We start from the raw sequence: 16,805 nt of genomic DNA, 5'->3' as shown, positions 1-16,805 counted from the left end.
TCATCATACATCTCGGAGGAGAAGTTAACCTGCTTGGCGCGCTCGGGCGTAACGGTCATGGAGGAGAGAATGGCGTCGAACTTCCGGGCCTTTAGGGCGGGGATGATGCCGTCAAAAGACTGGCTGACGAAGACGCATTTCACTTTCAGCTCGTGGCAGATCGCCTTGCCGAGATCGATATCAAACCCTTGGAACTGACCGGACGGGGACAGCGACTCGAAGGGCGGGTATGTGGCATCAACCCCAAATTTGATTTCTGTCAGATCTTTGGCGGACGCGGCCACCGGCACTGCCATGCCGAGGATGCAAACCGCGGCGAGAGCCGGTGCAAGGAATTTTTTCATGTTGTCTCCCGTGTTGATGAGACCGCCCAGGCCTGCCTTCGCCAGGTTGCGGATTGAGTGACATTACCCGATTAAAAACTCAGCGCAATGTCAGAATTACACCAACAAAAAGCCGTGAAGTTGCGTTGTATCAAGGCAGCCTTGCCGCAATCGCTTAGGGTCGGGCGGCTATCTGCCTGTTCAGGCGGCACTTTGGTTAGGTGGACGAAGAGGAAATTTCATGGCCCGGTCGAGGCCTTTTGTTCTGATTTGCGCGGGCGATGAGTCGATCGGTCAGTCTTTGCGCTTTGTACTGACGCTGGAAGGCATTGAAAGTGCCGTCAGCACGCACCCCGAGGCGTTTTTGGCCGCGCCCGGGTTGGCGGCGGCGCATTGTCTGGTGCTGGAAGATAATTCGTGCGGCCAGGATGGGTGCGCGTTGCTGATGGTCGCGCGCAGGTTGGGGGCGCAAGGGGCGGCTATTCTGCTGACTGGGAAGCTAACCCCAGCCTTGCGCAAACGGGCCGAGGAGGCGGGCGTGTGGCGCGTGTTTGAGAAGCCGGTGCTGGACAACGCCCTGGTGGAGGCAATTCTAAGCCGGATGCCGGGGCGTGAGCAGCGCCTAAGTATAAATACTTAAGGAACAAACCGAATATCGCGGCCCGCGCGGGCAGGCTACGCAGCCATCGTCATTTCAACGCGGGGAGCTGCTGATGTCTGCCACCATGATGCTACAAAAAGCAGGTTACGAGACGGGCATGATGCCGCCTGGGCTGATGAGGCCCGCTTTTGCCGAGGTGCAGGCGCTTTTGCATTTCACGGCAGATGAAAGCATTCTTTCCGAGGGAGACGAGGCCGGCTGGATGTACAGGCTTGTGAGCGGCATGGCGCGCGGCTGTAAATTCATGGCCGATGGCCGCCGGCATATTGATGCTTTTTACCGTCCCGGTGATGTGTTTGGGTTTGAGCTGGGCGGGGAGCATCAGCTCTCGGTTGAGGCCGTGACCGCCTGTACGTTGGTGAAGCTGCGCCGCCCCGGCCTGGAAAGCGGCGCCGATGCCGCCCAGCTGTGCCATTACGCCATGCGCTCTCTGGCTCATGCCCAGGCCCATGCGCAGCTTTTGGGCCGTTGCAGCGCTGGGCAGAAGTTGGCGGCGTTTTTGCTGGAAATGTCCGCCAACCAGCAGGGTGAAGTGCTGGAATTGCTAATGGCTAGGCATGACATCGCAGATTATCTGGGGCTGACGGTCGAGACCGTCTCCCGCACCATGGCGCAGCTTGAAAAAGAGGGCGCTGTGAAATTGATAGCTGCCCGCCGCATTCGTATCGTGAGTCGCCGGGGGTTGGCCGCGCTTTGCGGATGAATGGCTCTGGACCTATGAAATGATATAATATATCAATCCATCCGGCATCGCAGGGAGTTGGATGGAATGAATCGATATCGTTTGGGGCTGGGCGCTGTTTTGGCGTTGGTGGGGCACATGACCATGGCGCAGCCCGTTCTAAGCGCCGTGGGGCTGGAGAGCCAATATGCCAATGTGCTGTCGCAGATTGGTGGGCCTTATGTGAAGGTAACGTCCATCCAGTCCAACCCGAATACCGACCCGCATGAGTTTGAGGTCACGCCCAGCGTGGAGCGGACGTTCCATCAGGCGGATCTGGTGGTGGAAAACGGGCTGGGCTATGATTCCTGGGCTACGCAAATGCTGTACGGCACCCACGCCACGGTGCTGAGCGCGCAGACATTACTGCATTTGCCGGCTTCCACGCCGAACCCGCATCTCTGGTACCGCACGGATACCATGCCCGCCGTGGCGGCGGCGGCGGCGGCTTTTTTTGAAGCCAAAGACCCTGCCCATAAGGCCGCGTATGAGACCAATCTGAAAAAATTCGATGCCTCTTTGGTGCCTTGGAAAGCGGAAATCGCCGCGGTGAAGGCGGAATATGCGGGCGCGCCTGTTGCGGTGACGGAGCCGGTGGCGGATTATCTTCTGCAGGAAACTGGACTGAAGATCATGACGCCTTTCTCGTTCGAGCTGTCGGTGATGAATGATACCGACCCGTCCCCGCAGGACGTGGCGACGGAGGAAGCATTGCTGAAAGACCGTAAAGTGCGCGTGTTCGCTTATAATGACCAAGTGACGGACCCGCAGACCCAGATGCTGCTGATGCTGGCCAAAACCCATAACGTGCAGGTTTTGCCTGTTTATGAGTTGATGCCCGCCAGCGCCAAAACCTACCAGGACTGGATGCTGCAAACCACCACCGCCCTGAAGCAAGCTTTGGCGGCCAGCGCGCGGTGAGCGGCCTCGCGCTGGAGGTTTCGGAATTGTCCGTCGCCCAAGGGGGGCGGGAGGTGTTGCGGCACATCGGGTTTGGCCTGCCGCGTGGCGCGTTTTGCGGGCTGATCGGCTCCAACGGCGCGGGTAAGACGACGCTGCTGCGCGCCATTCTGGGGCTGTTGCCCGCGCAAGGGCGCATTCAGGTGAATGGGCTCGTTGGCTATGTCCCGCAGAAAATCCAGCTGGAGCCGGATCTGCCGGTGCGGGCGCAGGATTTTGTGGCACTGGGGCTGGATGGGCATAAATTCGGCTTCGCCTTGCCCGGCGCCAAGCGTGCGGCGGCGGTGGAGGCGGCGTTGCGCGCCGTGGAGGCTGAGGGGTTTGCTAGGCAGCGCGTCGGGCGGCTTTCCGGTGGGCAACAGCAACGTGTGTTGATTGCCCATGCGCTGGTGCGCGCACCCGATTTGCTGCTGCTGGACGAGCCGCTGGCCAATCTGGACATCAAAGCAGCGGCGGAGATTGTGGCGTTGCTCAAGCGGCTGTGTCGGGAGCGCGGGGTGACCGTGCTGCTCTCCGCCCATGACATGAATCCGCTGCTGCCGGTGATGGACCGGATACTCTACGTCGCGGGCGGCAAGGCGATTTGCGGAACGGTGCGGGAGGTGGTGCGGACCGAGGTGCTTTCGGCGCTTTATGGCCACCATATCGATGTTATCGGCGTGCATGGGCGGATTCTCGTGGTCGCGGGCGGGGAGGGACATGACCATCGCCATGACCTCGTGCATGTGACGGCGATTCCCTGATGCTGGCGTTTTTTCTGAGCGGACCGGTACAGACGGCGCTGCTGCTGAGCGGTGCGGCGTCTTTGCTGTGCGGGGCGCTGGGAATATTTACGGTGCTGCGCGGACAGGCTTTTGCGGGGCACGCGCTGGCGGATGTAAGCAGCGCGGGCGGAGCGGGGAGCTTGTTGTTCGGGTTGTCGCCGCTGCTTGGGTTTTTGCTTTTCGGCATTGCCGGGGTGGGGATGCTGGAACTGTTACAGAGGCGCAGCGCCGCCGCGCGGGATGAGGCGGCCGGCATTTTGCTTGGCGCTGGGCTCGGGGTTACGGCGCTGCTGCTGCATTTTTGTATTACCGGCCATGGCGCGGCGGGGGCGGCGCAGGCGGTGATGTTCGGGGCGATGTTCGCCGCACCGCCCGGCATTGCGCTCTGCGCTTGTTTGCTGGCGGCGGGGAGTTTGGTGGCGCTGGCCTGTATCGCGCGACCCTTGCTGCTGGCCTCGCTGGACCAGGAGTTAGCGCGCGTGGTCCATGTGCCGGTGCGCGGGCTGGGGGGGGTGTTTTTGGGCTTGCTGGCGTTGGGGGTAACCCTCGCCGCGATCACCGTGGGGGCCATTCTGGCGACGGCTTTGCTGATTGGCCCGGCGGCCGCAGCGTTGCGGCTGGCGCGCGGCACGGCGGCGGCAATTCTGCTCTCCATGGCGCTGGGGTTGGCAGCCTGTTGGGGCGGGGTGGCGTTGGCTTACGCCTCCTATGGCTGGACGCCGGGCCATACTTGGCCGGTGAGTTTCTTCATCGTCGCGCTGCTACTGGCATTTTACGTGGGTGCTGGGCTGGTGAGGCGGGCATGAGCTATCTGGTGGAAATCTGGATGGCGGCGAGTCTTGTGGCGCTGGCGGCGGGGGCGGCGGGGGCGTTTGTGGTCATCCGCCGCGCGGGCTTCGCCGCGCACGCCTTGCCGATGGCGGCTTTTCCCGGTGCGGCGGCGGCCGCTTTGTTCGGGTTTCCGCTTTGGGTGGGGCTTGGCGGCTTTGCGCTGGGTGGGGCTGGGCTGCTGGCGCTGATGCAGCGGCGCGCCCGGCGTGATTCTGCAACGGCTTTGCTGCTTTCCGTGCTGCTGGCCGTGGGGGCGCTGTGTCTCTCTTTGTCCGGTCATTATGCCGGGTCGGTTTATGGGCTGCTGTTCGGGCAGGTATTCGCGCTGGGGGGGCAGGATCTGCCGGTGTTGTGCGTGATCGGACTATGCGTGCCCGCCATGCTATGGCTGGGGCTGCGGCCTTTGAGCCTATCGGCCTTGTCGCCGGAGTTGATGCGCGTGCAAGGCGGGCGGCCGGACGTGATGGAGTTTCTGTTCCTGGCCCTGCTGGCCTTGGCGGCGGGGTTTGCCGTGCCGGTGACGGGGGCGCTGCTGGTGTTCAGTCTAATGCTGGGGCCGGGCGCGGCGGCGGCGCTTTTATGTGCGCGGCCTGGCGGGGCGATGGCCTTGGCAATGTTGTTTGCCGTGGCGTTGGCCTGGGCCGCGCTGGCTCTGGCGTATGTGAGCAACTGGCCAGTTGGATTTTTTACCGGCGTGGGGGCGGCGGGGCTTTATTTGCTGGCGCGGCTTAAGCCTGTTTAGCGGGTTTGGCCGCGCAGGCGGCGCAAAGGCCATCCACCTCCACCACCGCTCGGCTAGGGGTAAAGCCATGTTTCGCGGCGGCCTGGGCGAGCGCTTCAGAGACGCCGTAATCCTCAATCTCGATCACTGCGCCGCAGTTCTTGCAGATGAGAAACTGCGCGTCGGCGTGGTGATGGTCGGCCTCGGCACAGGGCACAAAGGCGTTCAGCCGCTCGATTTTATGGATCAGCTTATTTTCGAGCAGGAACTCAAGCGAGCGGTAGATGGTGGGCGGCACCGCGGATTTACGGATGGGCTTGAGCTGGTCAAGCAGCTGGTAAGCCGTAACGGGCGTTTGCGCTTGCAGAATCAGCTCCAGCACCTCGCGCCGGAGGGCGGTGAGTTGCGTGCCATTTTGGGCGCAGGCTTGTGCGGCGGCTTGTAGCCGGGCGGAAATGTCATGATGGGAGGCGGCGTCGTGCGGCATGGTGGCAATTTAGGCCATCCATGCCGCCACTTCCAGCGATGGCTGGGCGTGTTTAGGCAGGCGTGGCTTCCGGCACGACTGTTTTCACGATGGTCGCGTCCAGCGCCTCGAACCCGGCATAGTCGATGGTGGCGTAGAGATCCTTGCGGGTCAGCATCTGGTCCACGCAATTCTGCGCGCCGCCATCCTGGGCGATGGATTTATAAAGCTTCTCCTGCGCCAGGGCGGCCACGCGCAGTGAGGTCACCGGCCAGATCATCATTTTATAGCCGAAATCCTGGAACTGTTCCTTGGTGTAGAACGGTGTTCGGCCGAACTCGGTCATGTTGGCGAGCAGCGGCACGCCGGGCAGGCGCTTGGCGAATTCGCGGAACATCTCCTCGGTATTTAGCGCCTCGGGGAAGATCGCGTCGGCTCCGGCTTCCATATACAATTTGGCGCGAGCCACAGCGCCGTCCAGCCCTTCAGAGGCGGCGGCATCGGTCCGGGCGATGATGTAGAGGTGGCGTCTTGCATGGAGCGCGGCGGCGACCTTGGCGGCCATGTCCTGCGCCGGTGCGAGCTTTTTGTCGTTCAGATGGCCGCATTTCTTGGGCAGGATCTGGTCTTCCAGATGCACCGCCGCGGCGCCCGCATCCTCAAAGGTGCGCACCATGTGCATCACGTTCAGGGCTTCGCCATAGCCGGTATCGCCATCCACCAGCACCGGCAGGCCGGAGGCGCGGGCCACTTGGCGGATGAAAAACGCGACTTCATCCACCGTGATGATGCCTAGATCCGGTAGGCCCATGGAGGCGGTCATCGCGGCACCTGAGAGGTAAGCGGCCTCAAACCCCGCCGCCTTGGCCTGCTGTGCTGCCAGCCCGTTATGGGTGCCGGGAATGCCGAGAATGCCGGGGCGCGCCAGTAGCGCGCGGAAGCGTTCGCCCGCCGGAATGTGAGAATAGGAGTCGGCGCTGAGATAGGTCATGGTCTTGTCCTTAACGCTCTGCCAGGGGAACGAATGTGAGGTCCTCCGGTCCGGTATAATTGGCCGAGGGGCGGATGATTTTGCCGTCCACGCGCTGCTCGATGACATGGGCGCTCCAGCCGGAGGTGCGGGAGATCACGAAAAGCGGGGTGAACATGGCGGTGGGCACGCCCATCATGTGGTAAGAGACGGCGGAGAACCAATCCAGGTTCGGGAACATCTTTTTCGCGTCCATCATCACTGCCTCGATCCGCGCCGCGATGTCGAACATCTTCGTGGAGTTTGCTTCGTCGGAAAGCTGCTTGGCGACCCGCTTGATCACCACGTTGCGCGGGTCGGAGATGGTATAAACCGGGTGGCCGAAGCCGATGATGACTTCCTTGCGGTCCATCCGCGCGCGGATATCGGCCTCGGCCTCGTCCGGGTTGGCGTAGCGTTTCTGGATTTCAAACGCGACCTCGTTGGCGCCGCCATGTTTGGCGCCGCGCAGTGCGCCGATGGCGCCCGCGATGCAGGAATAAAAGTCAGACCCCGTGCCCGCTACCACGCGCGCGGTGAAGGTGGAGGCGTTGAACTCATGCTCGGCATAGAGAATGAGCGAGGTGTGCATGGCGCGCACCCAGCTTTCATATGGAGCCCTGCCGTGCAGCAGATGCAGGAAATGCCCGCCGATGGTTTCGTCGTCGGTTTCCACATCAATGCGTTTGCCGTTGGTGGCGTAATGATACCAATAGAGCAGGGCGGAGCCGAACGAGGCCATCAGCCGGTCGGCAATGTCCTTGGCGCCGGGCTGGTTATGGTTGTGCACTTCGGGCAGAATGGTGCCCAGGGCGGAGGCGTAAGTGCGCATTACATCCATCGGGTGCGCGCTAGCGGGCAGTTGCTCCAGAACCGCTTTGGCGGCGGCGGGCAGGCCGCGCAGGGCTTTCAGCTTGGCCTTGTAGGCTTTCAGCTCCGCCGCGTTGGGCAGCGTGCCATGCACCAGCAGATGCGCGATTTCCTCGAACTCGCTGCGCTCCGCGAAATCCAGAATGTCATAGCCGCGGTAATGCAGGTCATTGCCGGTGCGGCCCACGGTGCAGAGCGCGGTATTGCCCGCGGTCACGCCGGAAAGGGCGACGGACTTCTTGGGTTTCGGCAGCTTGGATTGTTCGTTCATTGGCGTGTGACTCCTGCATGAAGGCAAGGCACTGGATATCCCACAATGCGCCGCCGTCCAGAAGTTGTGGTGCGGAATGAAGCAAAGGGGCTGGACTGGTTTTGTAAATTTTGCAAAATTCAGCCCCGTGAAAGAGCCAAAAATCTTTGCAGGTCCAAGGCTGCGCCAAGCCCGTGAGCAGGCCGGGCTGAAGCAGGTCGAGCTGGCGGAAAAACTTGAGATTTCAGCAAGCTATCTAAACCAAATTGAAAGCGACCAGCGACCTTTGACCCGCCGGCTAATGGCCCGCGCCGCCGCCTTGCTGGATTTGCAAAAAACCTATTTCGAGGATGGGGAGGAAGCGCGGCGAGAATTGCAGCTGCGGGAGGATTTGGCAGACCCGCTTTTCCGCGCTTTTCCCGGTGCCTCGGCGGAGGTCACGGCCTTGATCCGCGCCGCGCCGGTGTTGAGCGAGGCGTTCATGACGCTCTATCGCGCCTATGCCGCCCAGCGTGAGGCGGCGTTTCAGCACGCTTGGGCAGTGCCGCTTTTCCCTTATGACGAGGTACGCGACTGGGTGCAGTCCCGCCGCAACCATTTCGAGACGCTCGACCGCGCGGCGGAGGCGTTGTTCGAGGTGCGAGGCTTTCAGCCGCTTACGCTGCGGGAGGATTTCCGGCGGCATTTGCGCGACGCGCACGGTATTTCAGTGAGTGAAGCGCCAGGGCTGCTGGAGGAGGGCATGTTCTGGCGCCTTAGCCGTCAGGCGGGAAAGCTGTATGTCACCGGCGATGCCGCGCCGGAGAGTGAGGTGTTCTGGCTGGCGCATGTGATTGGCCAATTGGAGCAGCAAGGGGTGATCGAGGCGGAACTGAAGCGGCACCGTTTTTCGTCCGAGGAAACGCGCGGGCTGGCGCGCATGGCGCTGGCCAATTACTTCGCGGGGGCACTGATGTTGCCGTACCGGCGGTTTCATGAGGCGGCGCAGGCGGTGCGGTACGATATCCAGCGGCTGCAACGCCAGTTCGGAGCGAGTTTTGAGCAGGTCTGTCACCGGCTTTCCACCATGCAGCGGCCAGACCTGCCGGGGATTCCGTTTTATTTCGCCAAAACCGATATTGCCGGGAATGTGCTTAAACGCTCTTCCGCTACGCGCTTTCAGTTCGCGCAATTTGGCGGGCCTTGTCCACTCTGGAATGTCTATCGCGCCTTCACCCAGCCTGGCGAAATTCTGGTGCAGTTGGCCCGCACGCCCGACGATGTCACCTACCTTAACATCGCCCGCACGGTGGGGCGGGGCGGCGGATCTTATCTTGCCCGGCCCCGCGCCGTGGCGGTGGTGTTGGGCTGCGAGATTGGCCACGCGGTCAAGACCGTTTACGCGTCCGGGCTGGACTTGTCCCGCCCGGACGCGGCGGACCCGATAGGCCCTGGCTGCCGTGCTTGTGAGCGGACGAATTGCCGCCATCGCTCCGTGCCGCCGATGGGCACGGCGCTGGATAACGGCACGGCGGCGCGAGGCGTGGTGCCGTACCGGCTGAAAGGCTGAGGCTAGAACGCCGCGCCGATCCGCAGTTCAATGGTCCGGTAAAGCGGCCCGCCATGGGCCATCACGTCATATTCGCCATTCAAAGCGAGCTGCCAATGCGGTGTCAGGAAGGTGGAGACGATCAGCCGTAGCTGCGTTTCATCCGTACGGGTGCCAGAATCGAGCTTGGTGCCGTCAGGCAGGGTATAGATGCCCTTGCCGCCGAACGATTGATAAAACCCAGGTGAAATGAAGGCCCGCGATTTGGGATAGAATTGATAGGGCAGATAAACCCGCAACTCCTCGGTCGGCTGCATCGAGAATGTGGCGGGCTTGACGCTTTGTGGCCGCAATGGGTTGTTGGCGGGCACCGCAGGATTCAGCTGGTGATAAAAGCCGTAATCCGACGGGATGTCATTGGCCGAGATGGCGGGGGAGACCAGCCCGGCATCACCATTGCTGCCGTAGAAATAGGTTTCTCCCCAGACTGAGAGCGCCAGATTACGGCCCCCCGGCTGGCCAAGCAAGGTGGTGCGGAACCCGGCCTCAAGCTCCCCTGTCCATAGATTTTGGGAGTAGTTGAGGGCTGCGTTTTTGTCGTAGCTGCTAACGGGCGGGGAGATCCAGGCGCCGAGCACCAGCCCGGTGCTAGTGCTTTGGTTGAAGAATGGAAACACAAACGCGCCAAAGCTCGGCTGGCCGAAACCGCTGGCCGCGCTGAGGGTTTCACGCCCCGGCCCATAGGCTGGCGCGCCGGGTGGCATACCTTGCGGGGCGGGGATATTGTCGATGCCCAGCCTCTGATTCCCGATGAAGCTGACATAAGGCACGTAAAGCTGCACCCCCGCCAGCACGCCCTGGACGTTGAAGGTGTGAATGTAGCGCAGCGCCTGCAAATCCACATTCACCCGGGTATTGTGGTTTTCAACCACGCCCTTCGTGGTGCCATAGGACCCGGCCATGGTGAAGGCGTTGTAGTACAGTACGATGTTTGTGTTGGGCGGGGGCTGGATCGCTTCGTCCGGCCATGGGTCGGACGCATGGGCAGCCATAGCCGAGAGCCAAAGCCCTGCGCCGAAAATAGCGGCGGCGATTGGCCTGATCCGCGTCATTGATCCCAAAACTCCCACGCCTTTGTTTGCTGTTAGCAATATTGTACGTCTATTATAGAATATTAACCCGGACGAGATATAGATGAGAATCGATTCATCCAAATGATGATCGATTATTGCGCCGCGAAGTTAAGCCCTGGTAGCTAGGGGCGTGAATTCGGTATTTAAAATCGCGGCGGTCAGCATTGCTGTGGGCGTTCTGGTGCTGGCCTGTAAATTGGCGGCCGCGGAAGTCAGCGGCAGCACCGCGCTTTTTTCAGACGCGCTTGAAAGCATCGTGAATATCCTTTCCTCCGGGATTGCGCTGTATGCGTTGCATATCGGCGCCAAGCCGGCGGATGACACGCACCAATATGGCCATGCCAAGGCGGAGTTAATTAGCGCCGTGGCCACGGGGGCGATGATTCTGGTTGCGGCGCTGGTGATTTTTCAGCGTGCCGGGATGGAGATACTGCACCCCAAACCCTTGCTGAAGCTGGTTGGTGGTTTGGGGTTGGGCTTGGTGCTGAATGCGTTCGCGGGCGTATTTAATCTACTGTGGGCGCTTTATTTGCAACATACGGCAAGGCGCGCGCGCTCCCCCGCTCTGGCGGCGGATGCCCAGCATTTGTTCAGCGATGTGCTGACCACCATCGGTGTGCTTGTTGCGATGCTGGCAGCGGGGCTGTTGGGCTGGCCAGTGCTAGACCCGCTGGTGGCGCTGGTGATTGCCGGGCAGATCACATGGATGGGCAGCAAAACCATTATGGCATCAATCAGCGGCCTGCTGGACGAAGCGCCGCCGCCTGACGTGACCGCACGGATGGAGGAGATGGTCCGCGAGCACGGGGCAGGCGCGATCGAGGCGCATGATTTCAGAATGCGTCAGGCGGGGCGGTCGAGCTTTTTGGAGTTTCATCTCGTCGTGCCGGGGCGGATGAGCGTGGATGAAGCGCATGAGATCTGCGACCGGATTGAACGGGCGATGAAGCAGGAATTGCCGGGCGTGGTGATCACTATTCATGTCGAACCCGAATCGAAGGCGAAGCACGAAGGTATATTGGTGAGGTGAGGCGCGCATGACCGGCCCGGCTGTGAGCTTTTCTGCTGCCCAGCTGGCCGGGTCGCCGCGCATGTTTTTGCGCGCCACCGTCGCGGACAGGCTGGTGCCGGACTGGCGGCGGCAGCAGCACTGGCCATGGCGTCCTGCTTGGTGGGCCGGGGTGGCGCATCTGGCATTGGTGGGAGGTGTTTTTCTGGCGGGGACAATCCATCTGCCGCACCCGCCGCCGGAGCAGGTGGTGATCAATATTGTCCCGGAAACCACAGCCCCCTTGGTTCATCCGCCCGCGCCAAAGCAGGCTGAGAGCCAGCCGCCTTTGCCCCTGCCGCCGCCGCCATCACCCCTGCCCGCCGCCCCCTTGCCGCTGCCACCACCGATGCCGCAAGCAGCGCCTCGTCAGATGGCGGTACAGGCGCGGGAAACATCATCGCAAGCGGTGGAGGTGCTGCACCCGGCGGTGCCCTTCGCGGATAACCGGGCGCCGGATTATCCGCAGGCCGCCATTGCCGCAGGGGAGCGCGGGGTGGTGCGGTTCAAGTTGTATCTTGGCGCAGATGGGCGGGTGCGGCGTTTCCAGCTAACCCAGAGCAGTGGCTATGCGGACCTTGATGCCAGCGTGCGCGCGGCGGCGTTGGGCTGGCGTTACCATCCCGCCACGCGCGGCAAGGTGGCGGTGCCGTTTGTCGTTACGTTCCATGTGGAGTTTGTGCCGCATTAGCCGGGCGGGGGAAGAGGTGTTAGGGTTTGCGCATGCATCTTTTACATCCGCACGAGGCGCCCGCGGCGGCGCAGATTGATTTTGAGCAGTTCCTCAAAGTGGATATCCGCGTCGGCACGGTGGTGACGGCTGAACCCTATCCGGAGGCGCGCAAGCCCGCTTATAAGCTGAGCATCGATTTTGGTCCTGGGATTGGGGTGAAGCGCTCCAGCGCGCAGATCACCAAACATTACTCGCTGGAGGAGCTGGTGGGGCGTCAGGTGGCGGCGGTGGTGAATTTTCCGCCCCGGCAGATCGGCAAATTCATGTCCGAGGTGCTGACTTTAGGCTTCCCGGATGAGGATGGTGAGGTGGTGTTGTTCGCGCCGGACCGGATCGTGCCGAATGGCGCGCGGCTGTTTTAAAAGAGGGCAGGGGCCGCTTGTGCAAGGCGGCCCCTGAGCCTAAGCGACAAGCGTGGCTTGGCGGCTGGCGAAGCGCGACCAAGCGGCGGCTTCATCCTCGTCGAACAATTCCGTAAGCTTGCGCATCATCGTGCCGCCTAGCTCCTCGGCATCCACAATGGTCACGGCGCGGCGGTAGTAGCGCGTCACGTCATGGCCAATGCCGATCGCCACCAGTTCCACCGCATCGCGCGCCTCGATCTCACGGATCACGTCGCGCAGATGGCGTTCCAGATAATTGCCGTGATTAACGGAGAGCGTGCTGTCATCCACCGGGGCGCCGTCTGATATCACCATGAGAATCCTCCGGTGCTCAGGCCGGCTGAGCAGCCGGCGATAGGCCCAGAGCAGTGCTTCGCCGTCGATATTCTCTTTCAGCAGCCCCTCGCGCAGCATCAGTCCAAGATTTTTGCGGGCCCGCCGCCAAGGAGTGTCGGCGGCTTTGTAGATAATGTGCCGCAGATCATTCAGCCGCCCAGGATGTGGCGGTTTGCCGGCCTGCACCCAGGCCTCGCGGCTTTGCCCGCCTTTCCAGGCGCGGGTGGTGAAGCCCAGAACCTCAACCTTCACGGCGCAACGCTCCAGCGTGCGGGCGAGAATATCCCCGCACATGGCCGCCACTGTAATCGGCCGCCCGCGCATGGAGCCGGAATTATCGATCAGCAGCGTCACCACCGTGTCCCGGAAATCCGTATCGCGCTCGCGCTTGTAGGTGAGGGCGAGAAACGGGTCGGCGATGATGCGTGAAAGCCGGGCCGTGTCCAGAAGCCCTTCCTCCAGGTCGAACTCCCATGCGCGGGTTTGCTGGGCCAGCAGGCGGCGCTGCAGGCGGTTGGCGAGTTTGGAGACCACGGCCTGCAAATGCTGGAGCTGCTGGTCCAGCTGCATACGCAGGCGGCCCAGTTCGTCCGGATCACACAGATCCTCGGCTTCCACCTCCTCATCAAAGGTGCGGGTGAAGGCGCGGTAGGCCGTACTGTCATTGCCCGAGGGCGGGGTACGGCGCTGTTGCGGGCCCGCCGGGGACTCGCCGTCATCGGCGCTGGTGTCCTCGGCATTGTCTCCTTCTTCCCCTGGCTCGTCGGCGCTTTCGGATTCGGCCATCTCCGGGGCGGAAGCCAGCATAGGCGCGTCCTGCTGCTGGGATTCGCCCTGGCTGTCCTGGGAGTTATTCTGCTGGGGCGTTTGTTCACCGCCCTCGGATTCCTGCTCGGACTCTTCCTCGTCCCCGGGTTCAGCCTCACCCTCGGCCAGTTCAACCGCCGCCAGCAGCTTGCGCGCGGCGGTGATGAAATCGGCCTGATTATCCCGCGCAACGGCAAGGTCGGTCAGTGCGGTTTCCGCATCCTGGCCCAGCGTGCCGTGCCAGAGCTTCAACGCCGCCTTGGCGGATTCAGGGACGGAGGCCGGGTCCATTCGCTCCCGCGCCAGCAGGGACAGGGCGGTGGAAAGCGGCAGTTGGTCGCGCGCGGTAACATTGTCCAGCCCTTGCTGCTCGCATTGTTCGCCAAGCTGGCGGCGCAGATTAGCGGCCACGCCCGCCATATATTCCGAGCCGACAATTTCGACCCGCGCCTGTTCCAGTGCGTCGAATGCTTCCTTGGCCTCGCGTGAATGTGGGGCGCGGGCGTTATGCAGCCCGTCATCATGGTAACGCAGCCGCAGGGCTATGGAGTCCGCAGCGGCGCGCAGCTTAGCCACTTCCGGCCCGGCGAGCGCGCGGGACGGGGCAGGCAGCCGCGCCCGCTTGCCAGCCAGCCCCGAGGGGCCAGGCTGATACGCTACCTGCACGTCGGCGGTGGCCGCCATGGCGCGCAACGTGCCTGCCGTCGCGCGCTTGAAATCCTCCGCCTTGCCTTGGTCCTTGCCGCTCATGGTGCCTCAGGCGCTCTGGCGCAGGCCGGTCGGGATCTCTTCATTGAAGCAGCGCTGGTAATATTCGGCCACTGTTTGCCGCTCCGCCTCGTCGCATTTGTTCAGGAAGGTAAGGCGGAAGGCAAAGCCGATATCCCCGAAGATACGCGCATTTTCCGCCCAGGTGATCACACTGCGCGGGGACATGACGGTGGAGAGATCGCCCGCGATAAAGCCCGCACGGGTCAGATCCGCCAACGCCACCATGGCGCCGACGCGCTTTTTCGCCGCTTCGTCCTTGGGGTCGTAGCCCATCTTCGCCATCACAATAGACACTTCCTGCGTGTGCGGCAGGTAGTTCAGCGTGGCGACGATGTTCCAGCGGTCCATCTGGCCCTGATTGATCTGCTGGGTGCCATGATAAAGTCCCGTGGTATCGCCCAATCCCACCGTGTTGGCGGTGGCGAACAAACGGAAAGCCGGGTGAGGGCGGATGACGCGGTTCTGGTCCAGCAGCGTCAGCTTGCCTTCCACTTCCAGTACGCGCTGGATTACGAACATCACATCCGGGCGGCCCGCGTCATATTCGTCGAACACCAGGGCGCAGGCATGTTGTAGTGCCCAGGGGAGAATGCCTTCGCGGAATTCAGTGACCTGCTTGCCGTCCTTCAGCACGATCGCATCCTTGCCGACGAGGTCGATACGGCTGATATGGCTGTCCAGATTCACGCGGATGCAGGGCCAGTTGAGGCGTGCGGCCACCTGCTCGATATGGGTGGATTTGCCAGTGCCGTGATAACCTTGAATCATCACGCGGCGGTTAAAGGCAAAGCCCGCCAGAATCGCCAGAGTGGTTTCACGGTCGAATTTATAGGTCTCGTCGATCTCCGGCACATGCTCTGTGCGGGTGGAGAAAGCAGGTACCTCCATATCGGTATCGATGCCGAAAACTTCGCGTGCCTTCACCGTGGTGTCCGGCAGATCAATCGCCGAGGTCGGCAGGGAGCGTTTTTCGGCTGTCACGGCGTCGTTCATCCAATCCATTCCTAATCATTCGCGCGTTCCGGCGCTTGGGGCCTGACCCGGAGACGGCCTTCAGGAGGTCGCGGCTTGCGCTTCCGGGCGGGCGGTTGCGGCCAGTTTGCCACGAAGCGCCGCATAGGCAAGGTTGATTGTCTTTAAAGTCTCCTCAGCCCCCCGGTCGCCCTGGTTGGCATCCGGGTGGTGGCGTTTGGCGAGCTCTTTATAGCGGGTTTTCACAACGTCCAGCGTCACCGGCCAAGTCAGCCCAAAAACCTCTAGCGGCTCGCGCAGTTCTGGCGGTGTGTCCTGGGATTGGGGCTTTTTGGGGCGCGTGCCGAAGGCGAAGGCATGCAGCTCGGCCCGTACAGCTTCTTCCATCCGCGCGGCCTGTCCGTTTTGGCCCAGCGGCCAAGTTGGGCGCTGCCAGGAGGAATCAGACCGGGCCTCGGCTTCAATCTCGTCTGCCGACATGCCTTTATAGTAGTCCCAGGAGGCATTGTACTCGCGCACATGCTCCAGGCAGAACCAGTGGAAATCGCGCAGCGCCGCGCGGGATTTGGGAGCGCGATATTCACCAGCCAGCTCACAACCTGGGCGGTCGCAAGGCTGGCCTGTGGCGCCTGGGTCTGGCGCATAGGCGCGTCGCCGTGATTGCGGCTTGTCGTCGGAAGGCATCATGGGCCTAATGTGCGCGTTGAGGCGCCGTATCGCAACAAGCCAATATGGCTGTCATGCGTGCGGTGCGTGACTGATAGCGGAGTTGACGATGACAAATAGGGTTGAACGGATAAAAGCTGCGCTGGAAGCGGCGTTTCAGCCGGTCTTTTTGGAGATTGAGGATGAAAGCCGCCGCCATGCCAGCCATGCCGGACGTAACGGCGTGCCGGTGGGTGAGACGCATTACCGCGTGACCATGGTGGCTGCCGCCTTTGCCGGGCAGAGCCGCCTGGCCCGCCAGCGCGCGGTGAATGAGGCGCTGGCCGGGGAGTTTTCCATCGGCCTGCATGCGCTTTCGCTCACGCTGCGCACGCCTGAGGAAACGGCCACTTAATTGCGGCCGTAATTATCCTCTAGCCGCACGATGTCATCCTCACCGAGATAAGCGCCGGACTGCACCTCGATGAGAGTGAGCGGAATCCGCCCCGGATTATCCAGCCGGTGCACGCAGCCCAGCGGCAGGTAAACGCTCTCATTCTCCCGCACGAGAATTTCCTCCTCATCGCGGGTGACGAGCGCGGAGCCGGCCACCACCACCCAATGCTCGGCGCGATGAAAATGCTTCTGGAGCGACAGTTGCCGCCCCGGCCAGACCACAATCCGTTTCACCTGAAAACGGTCGCCCTGGATCAGGCTTTCATAAAAGCCCCAGGGCCGGTAGGTGCGGTTGTGGCTCTCGGCCTCGGGGCGTTTCTGGACCTTCAGTTTGTCCACGATTTTCTTTACGTTCTGGGCCTCGCTTTTATGCGCCACCAGCACCGCGTCCTGGGTGGTGACAACCACGAGGTCCTT

Annotated in this window: 20 protein-coding genes; 11 read left to right on the top strand and 9 right to left on the bottom strand. The window is 62.2% G+C overall.

What is annotated here, in order from left to right; all coding sequences use genetic code 11:
• A partial coding sequence (locus tag BUB54_RS18460; RefSeq protein WP_139284998.1) for a transporter substrate-binding domain-containing protein occupies positions 1-344 on the bottom strand: 344 nt, incomplete at its 3' end.
• 220 nt (positions 345-564) lie between these two features.
• Here BUB54_RS18460 and BUB54_RS18455 point away from each other — a divergent pair.
• From BUB54_RS18455 to BUB54_RS18430, 6 genes are all read left to right on the top strand, one after another.
• Complete coding sequence (locus BUB54_RS18455; RefSeq protein ID WP_048880552.1) at positions 565-963, top strand: response regulator transcription factor; 399 nt, start codon at positions 565-567, stop codon at positions 961-963.
• Between the two features lie 73 nt (positions 964-1,036).
• Positions 1,037-1,687 (top strand): helix-turn-helix domain-containing protein, encoded by a 651-nt coding sequence (locus BUB54_RS18450; protein ID WP_048880553.1) that lies wholly within the window; start codon positions 1,037-1,039, stop codon positions 1,685-1,687.
• A gap of 66 nt (positions 1,688-1,753) precedes the next feature.
• Entirely contained in the window at positions 1,754-2,626 is an 873-nt protein-coding gene (locus BUB54_RS18445) for a metal ABC transporter solute-binding protein, Zn/Mn family (RefSeq protein WP_048880554.1), read from the top strand.
• Positions 2,623-3,408: a metal ABC transporter ATP-binding protein gene (locus BUB54_RS18440; RefSeq protein ID WP_048880555.1), complete on the top strand. Its 786-nt coding sequence runs from the start codon at positions 2,623-2,625 to the stop codon at positions 3,406-3,408. The genes BUB54_RS18445 and BUB54_RS18440 overlap by 4 nt, the downstream gene beginning before the upstream one ends.
• Positions 3,408-4,235, top strand: a complete 828-nt coding sequence (locus BUB54_RS18435; protein WP_048880556.1) for a metal ABC transporter permease — start codon at positions 3,408-3,410, stop codon at positions 4,233-4,235. The genes BUB54_RS18440 and BUB54_RS18435 overlap by 1 nt, the downstream gene beginning before the upstream one ends.
• On the top strand, positions 4,232-5,002 hold the full coding sequence (locus BUB54_RS18430; RefSeq protein ID WP_048880557.1) for a metal ABC transporter permease: 771 nt from the start codon (positions 4,232-4,234) through the stop codon (positions 5,000-5,002). Before BUB54_RS18435 ends, BUB54_RS18430 begins: the two co-directional genes overlap by 4 nt.
• Here BUB54_RS18430 and BUB54_RS18425 read toward each other — a convergent pair.
• From BUB54_RS18425 to prpC, 3 genes are read right to left on the bottom strand one after another with little or no spacing between them, the layout of a single operon-like run.
• Complete coding sequence (locus tag BUB54_RS18425; protein ID WP_048880558.1) at positions 4,989-5,468, bottom strand: Fur family transcriptional regulator; 480 nt, start codon at positions 5,466-5,468, stop codon at positions 4,989-4,991. The genes BUB54_RS18430 and BUB54_RS18425 overlap by 14 nt on opposite strands.
• 52 nt (positions 5,469-5,520) lie before the next feature.
• Positions 5,521-6,438, bottom strand: coding sequence for a methylisocitrate lyase (gene prpB / locus BUB54_RS18420; RefSeq protein ID WP_048880559.1), 918 nt, complete (start codon positions 6,436-6,438; stop codon positions 5,521-5,523).
• 10 nt (positions 6,439-6,448) lie between these two features.
• Complete coding sequence (gene prpC / locus BUB54_RS18415; protein WP_048880560.1) at positions 6,449-7,597, bottom strand: bifunctional 2-methylcitrate synthase/citrate synthase; 1,149 nt, start codon at positions 7,595-7,597, stop codon at positions 6,449-6,451.
• A 127-nt stretch (positions 7,598-7,724) separates the two neighbouring features.
• On the opposite strand from prpC, the gene BUB54_RS18410 reads away from it, so the two are divergent.
• Positions 7,725-9,125, top strand: a complete 1,401-nt coding sequence (locus BUB54_RS18410; RefSeq protein WP_175556548.1) for a helix-turn-helix domain-containing protein — start codon at positions 7,725-7,727, stop codon at positions 9,123-9,125.
• A gap of 2 nt (positions 9,126-9,127) precedes the next feature.
• Here the strand turns inward: BUB54_RS18410 and BUB54_RS18405 are convergent, their stop codons facing one another.
• On the bottom strand, positions 9,128-10,216 hold the full coding sequence (locus tag BUB54_RS18405; RefSeq protein ID WP_048880562.1) for a transporter: 1,089 nt from the start codon (positions 10,214-10,216) through the stop codon (positions 9,128-9,130).
• A 151-nt stretch (positions 10,217-10,367) separates the two neighbouring features.
• Between BUB54_RS18405 and BUB54_RS18400 the strand changes: the two genes are divergently transcribed.
• From BUB54_RS18400 to BUB54_RS18390, 3 genes are read left to right on the top strand one after another with little or no spacing between them, the layout of a single operon-like run.
• A complete protein-coding gene (locus BUB54_RS18400) occupies positions 10,368-11,267 on the top strand; it encodes a cation diffusion facilitator family transporter (protein WP_048880563.1) in 900 nt (299 codons plus the stop codon).
• Between the two features lie 7 nt (positions 11,268-11,274).
• The gene (locus BUB54_RS18395) at positions 11,275-11,976 is read left to right on the top strand and encodes an energy transducer TonB (RefSeq protein WP_048880564.1); all 702 of its coding nucleotides are present in this window, start codon (positions 11,275-11,277) and stop codon (positions 11,974-11,976) included.
• A 32-nt stretch (positions 11,977-12,008) separates the two neighbouring features.
• Positions 12,009-12,380 (top strand): tRNA-binding protein, encoded by a 372-nt coding sequence (locus BUB54_RS18390; RefSeq protein ID WP_048880565.1) that lies wholly within the window; start codon positions 12,009-12,011, stop codon positions 12,378-12,380.
• Between the two features lie 39 nt (positions 12,381-12,419).
• Here BUB54_RS18390 and cobT read toward each other — a convergent pair whose 3' ends face one another.
• Genes cobT through BUB54_RS18375 form a run of 3 tightly spaced genes read right to left on the bottom strand, consistent with a single transcriptional unit; the run spans position 12,420 to position 15,974 of the window.
• Positions 12,420-14,294 carry a cobaltochelatase subunit CobT gene (cobT, locus tag BUB54_RS18385; protein ID WP_048880566.1) on the bottom strand — a complete coding sequence of 625 codons (1,875 nt, stop codon included), beginning with the start codon at positions 14,292-14,294 and terminating at the stop codon, positions 12,420-12,422.
• A 6-nt stretch (positions 14,295-14,300) separates the two neighbouring features.
• Positions 14,301-15,308: a cobaltochelatase subunit CobS gene (gene cobS / locus BUB54_RS18380; RefSeq protein WP_048880567.1), complete on the bottom strand. Its 1,008-nt coding sequence runs from the start codon at positions 15,306-15,308 to the stop codon at positions 14,301-14,303.
• A gap of 60 nt (positions 15,309-15,368) precedes the next feature.
• Complete coding sequence (locus BUB54_RS18375; protein WP_048880568.1) at positions 15,369-15,974, bottom strand: J domain-containing protein; 606 nt, start codon at positions 15,972-15,974, stop codon at positions 15,369-15,371.
• Between the two features lie 88 nt (positions 15,975-16,062).
• Here BUB54_RS18375 and BUB54_RS18370 point away from each other — a divergent pair, with 88 nt between their 5' ends.
• Positions 16,063-16,347, top strand: coding sequence for a BolA family protein (locus BUB54_RS18370; protein ID WP_048880569.1), 285 nt, complete (start codon positions 16,063-16,065; stop codon positions 16,345-16,347).
• On the opposite strand, the gene BUB54_RS18365 is transcribed toward BUB54_RS18370, so the two are convergent.
• A partial coding sequence (locus BUB54_RS18365) for a cupin domain-containing protein (RefSeq protein ID WP_139284997.1) occupies positions 16,344-16,805 on the bottom strand: 462 nt, incomplete at its 5' end. The genes BUB54_RS18370 and BUB54_RS18365 overlap by 4 nt on opposite strands.

The sequence above is a fragment of the Acidocella aminolytica 101 = DSM 11237 genome, assembly GCF_900129125.1.
GTDB classification, from domain to species: Bacteria; Pseudomonadota; Alphaproteobacteria; order Acetobacterales; family Acetobacteraceae; genus Acidocella; species Acidocella aminolytica.
The sequence above is the reverse complement of the archived record's forward strand: the minus strand, read 5'-3'. Positions and strand labels throughout refer to the sequence as shown.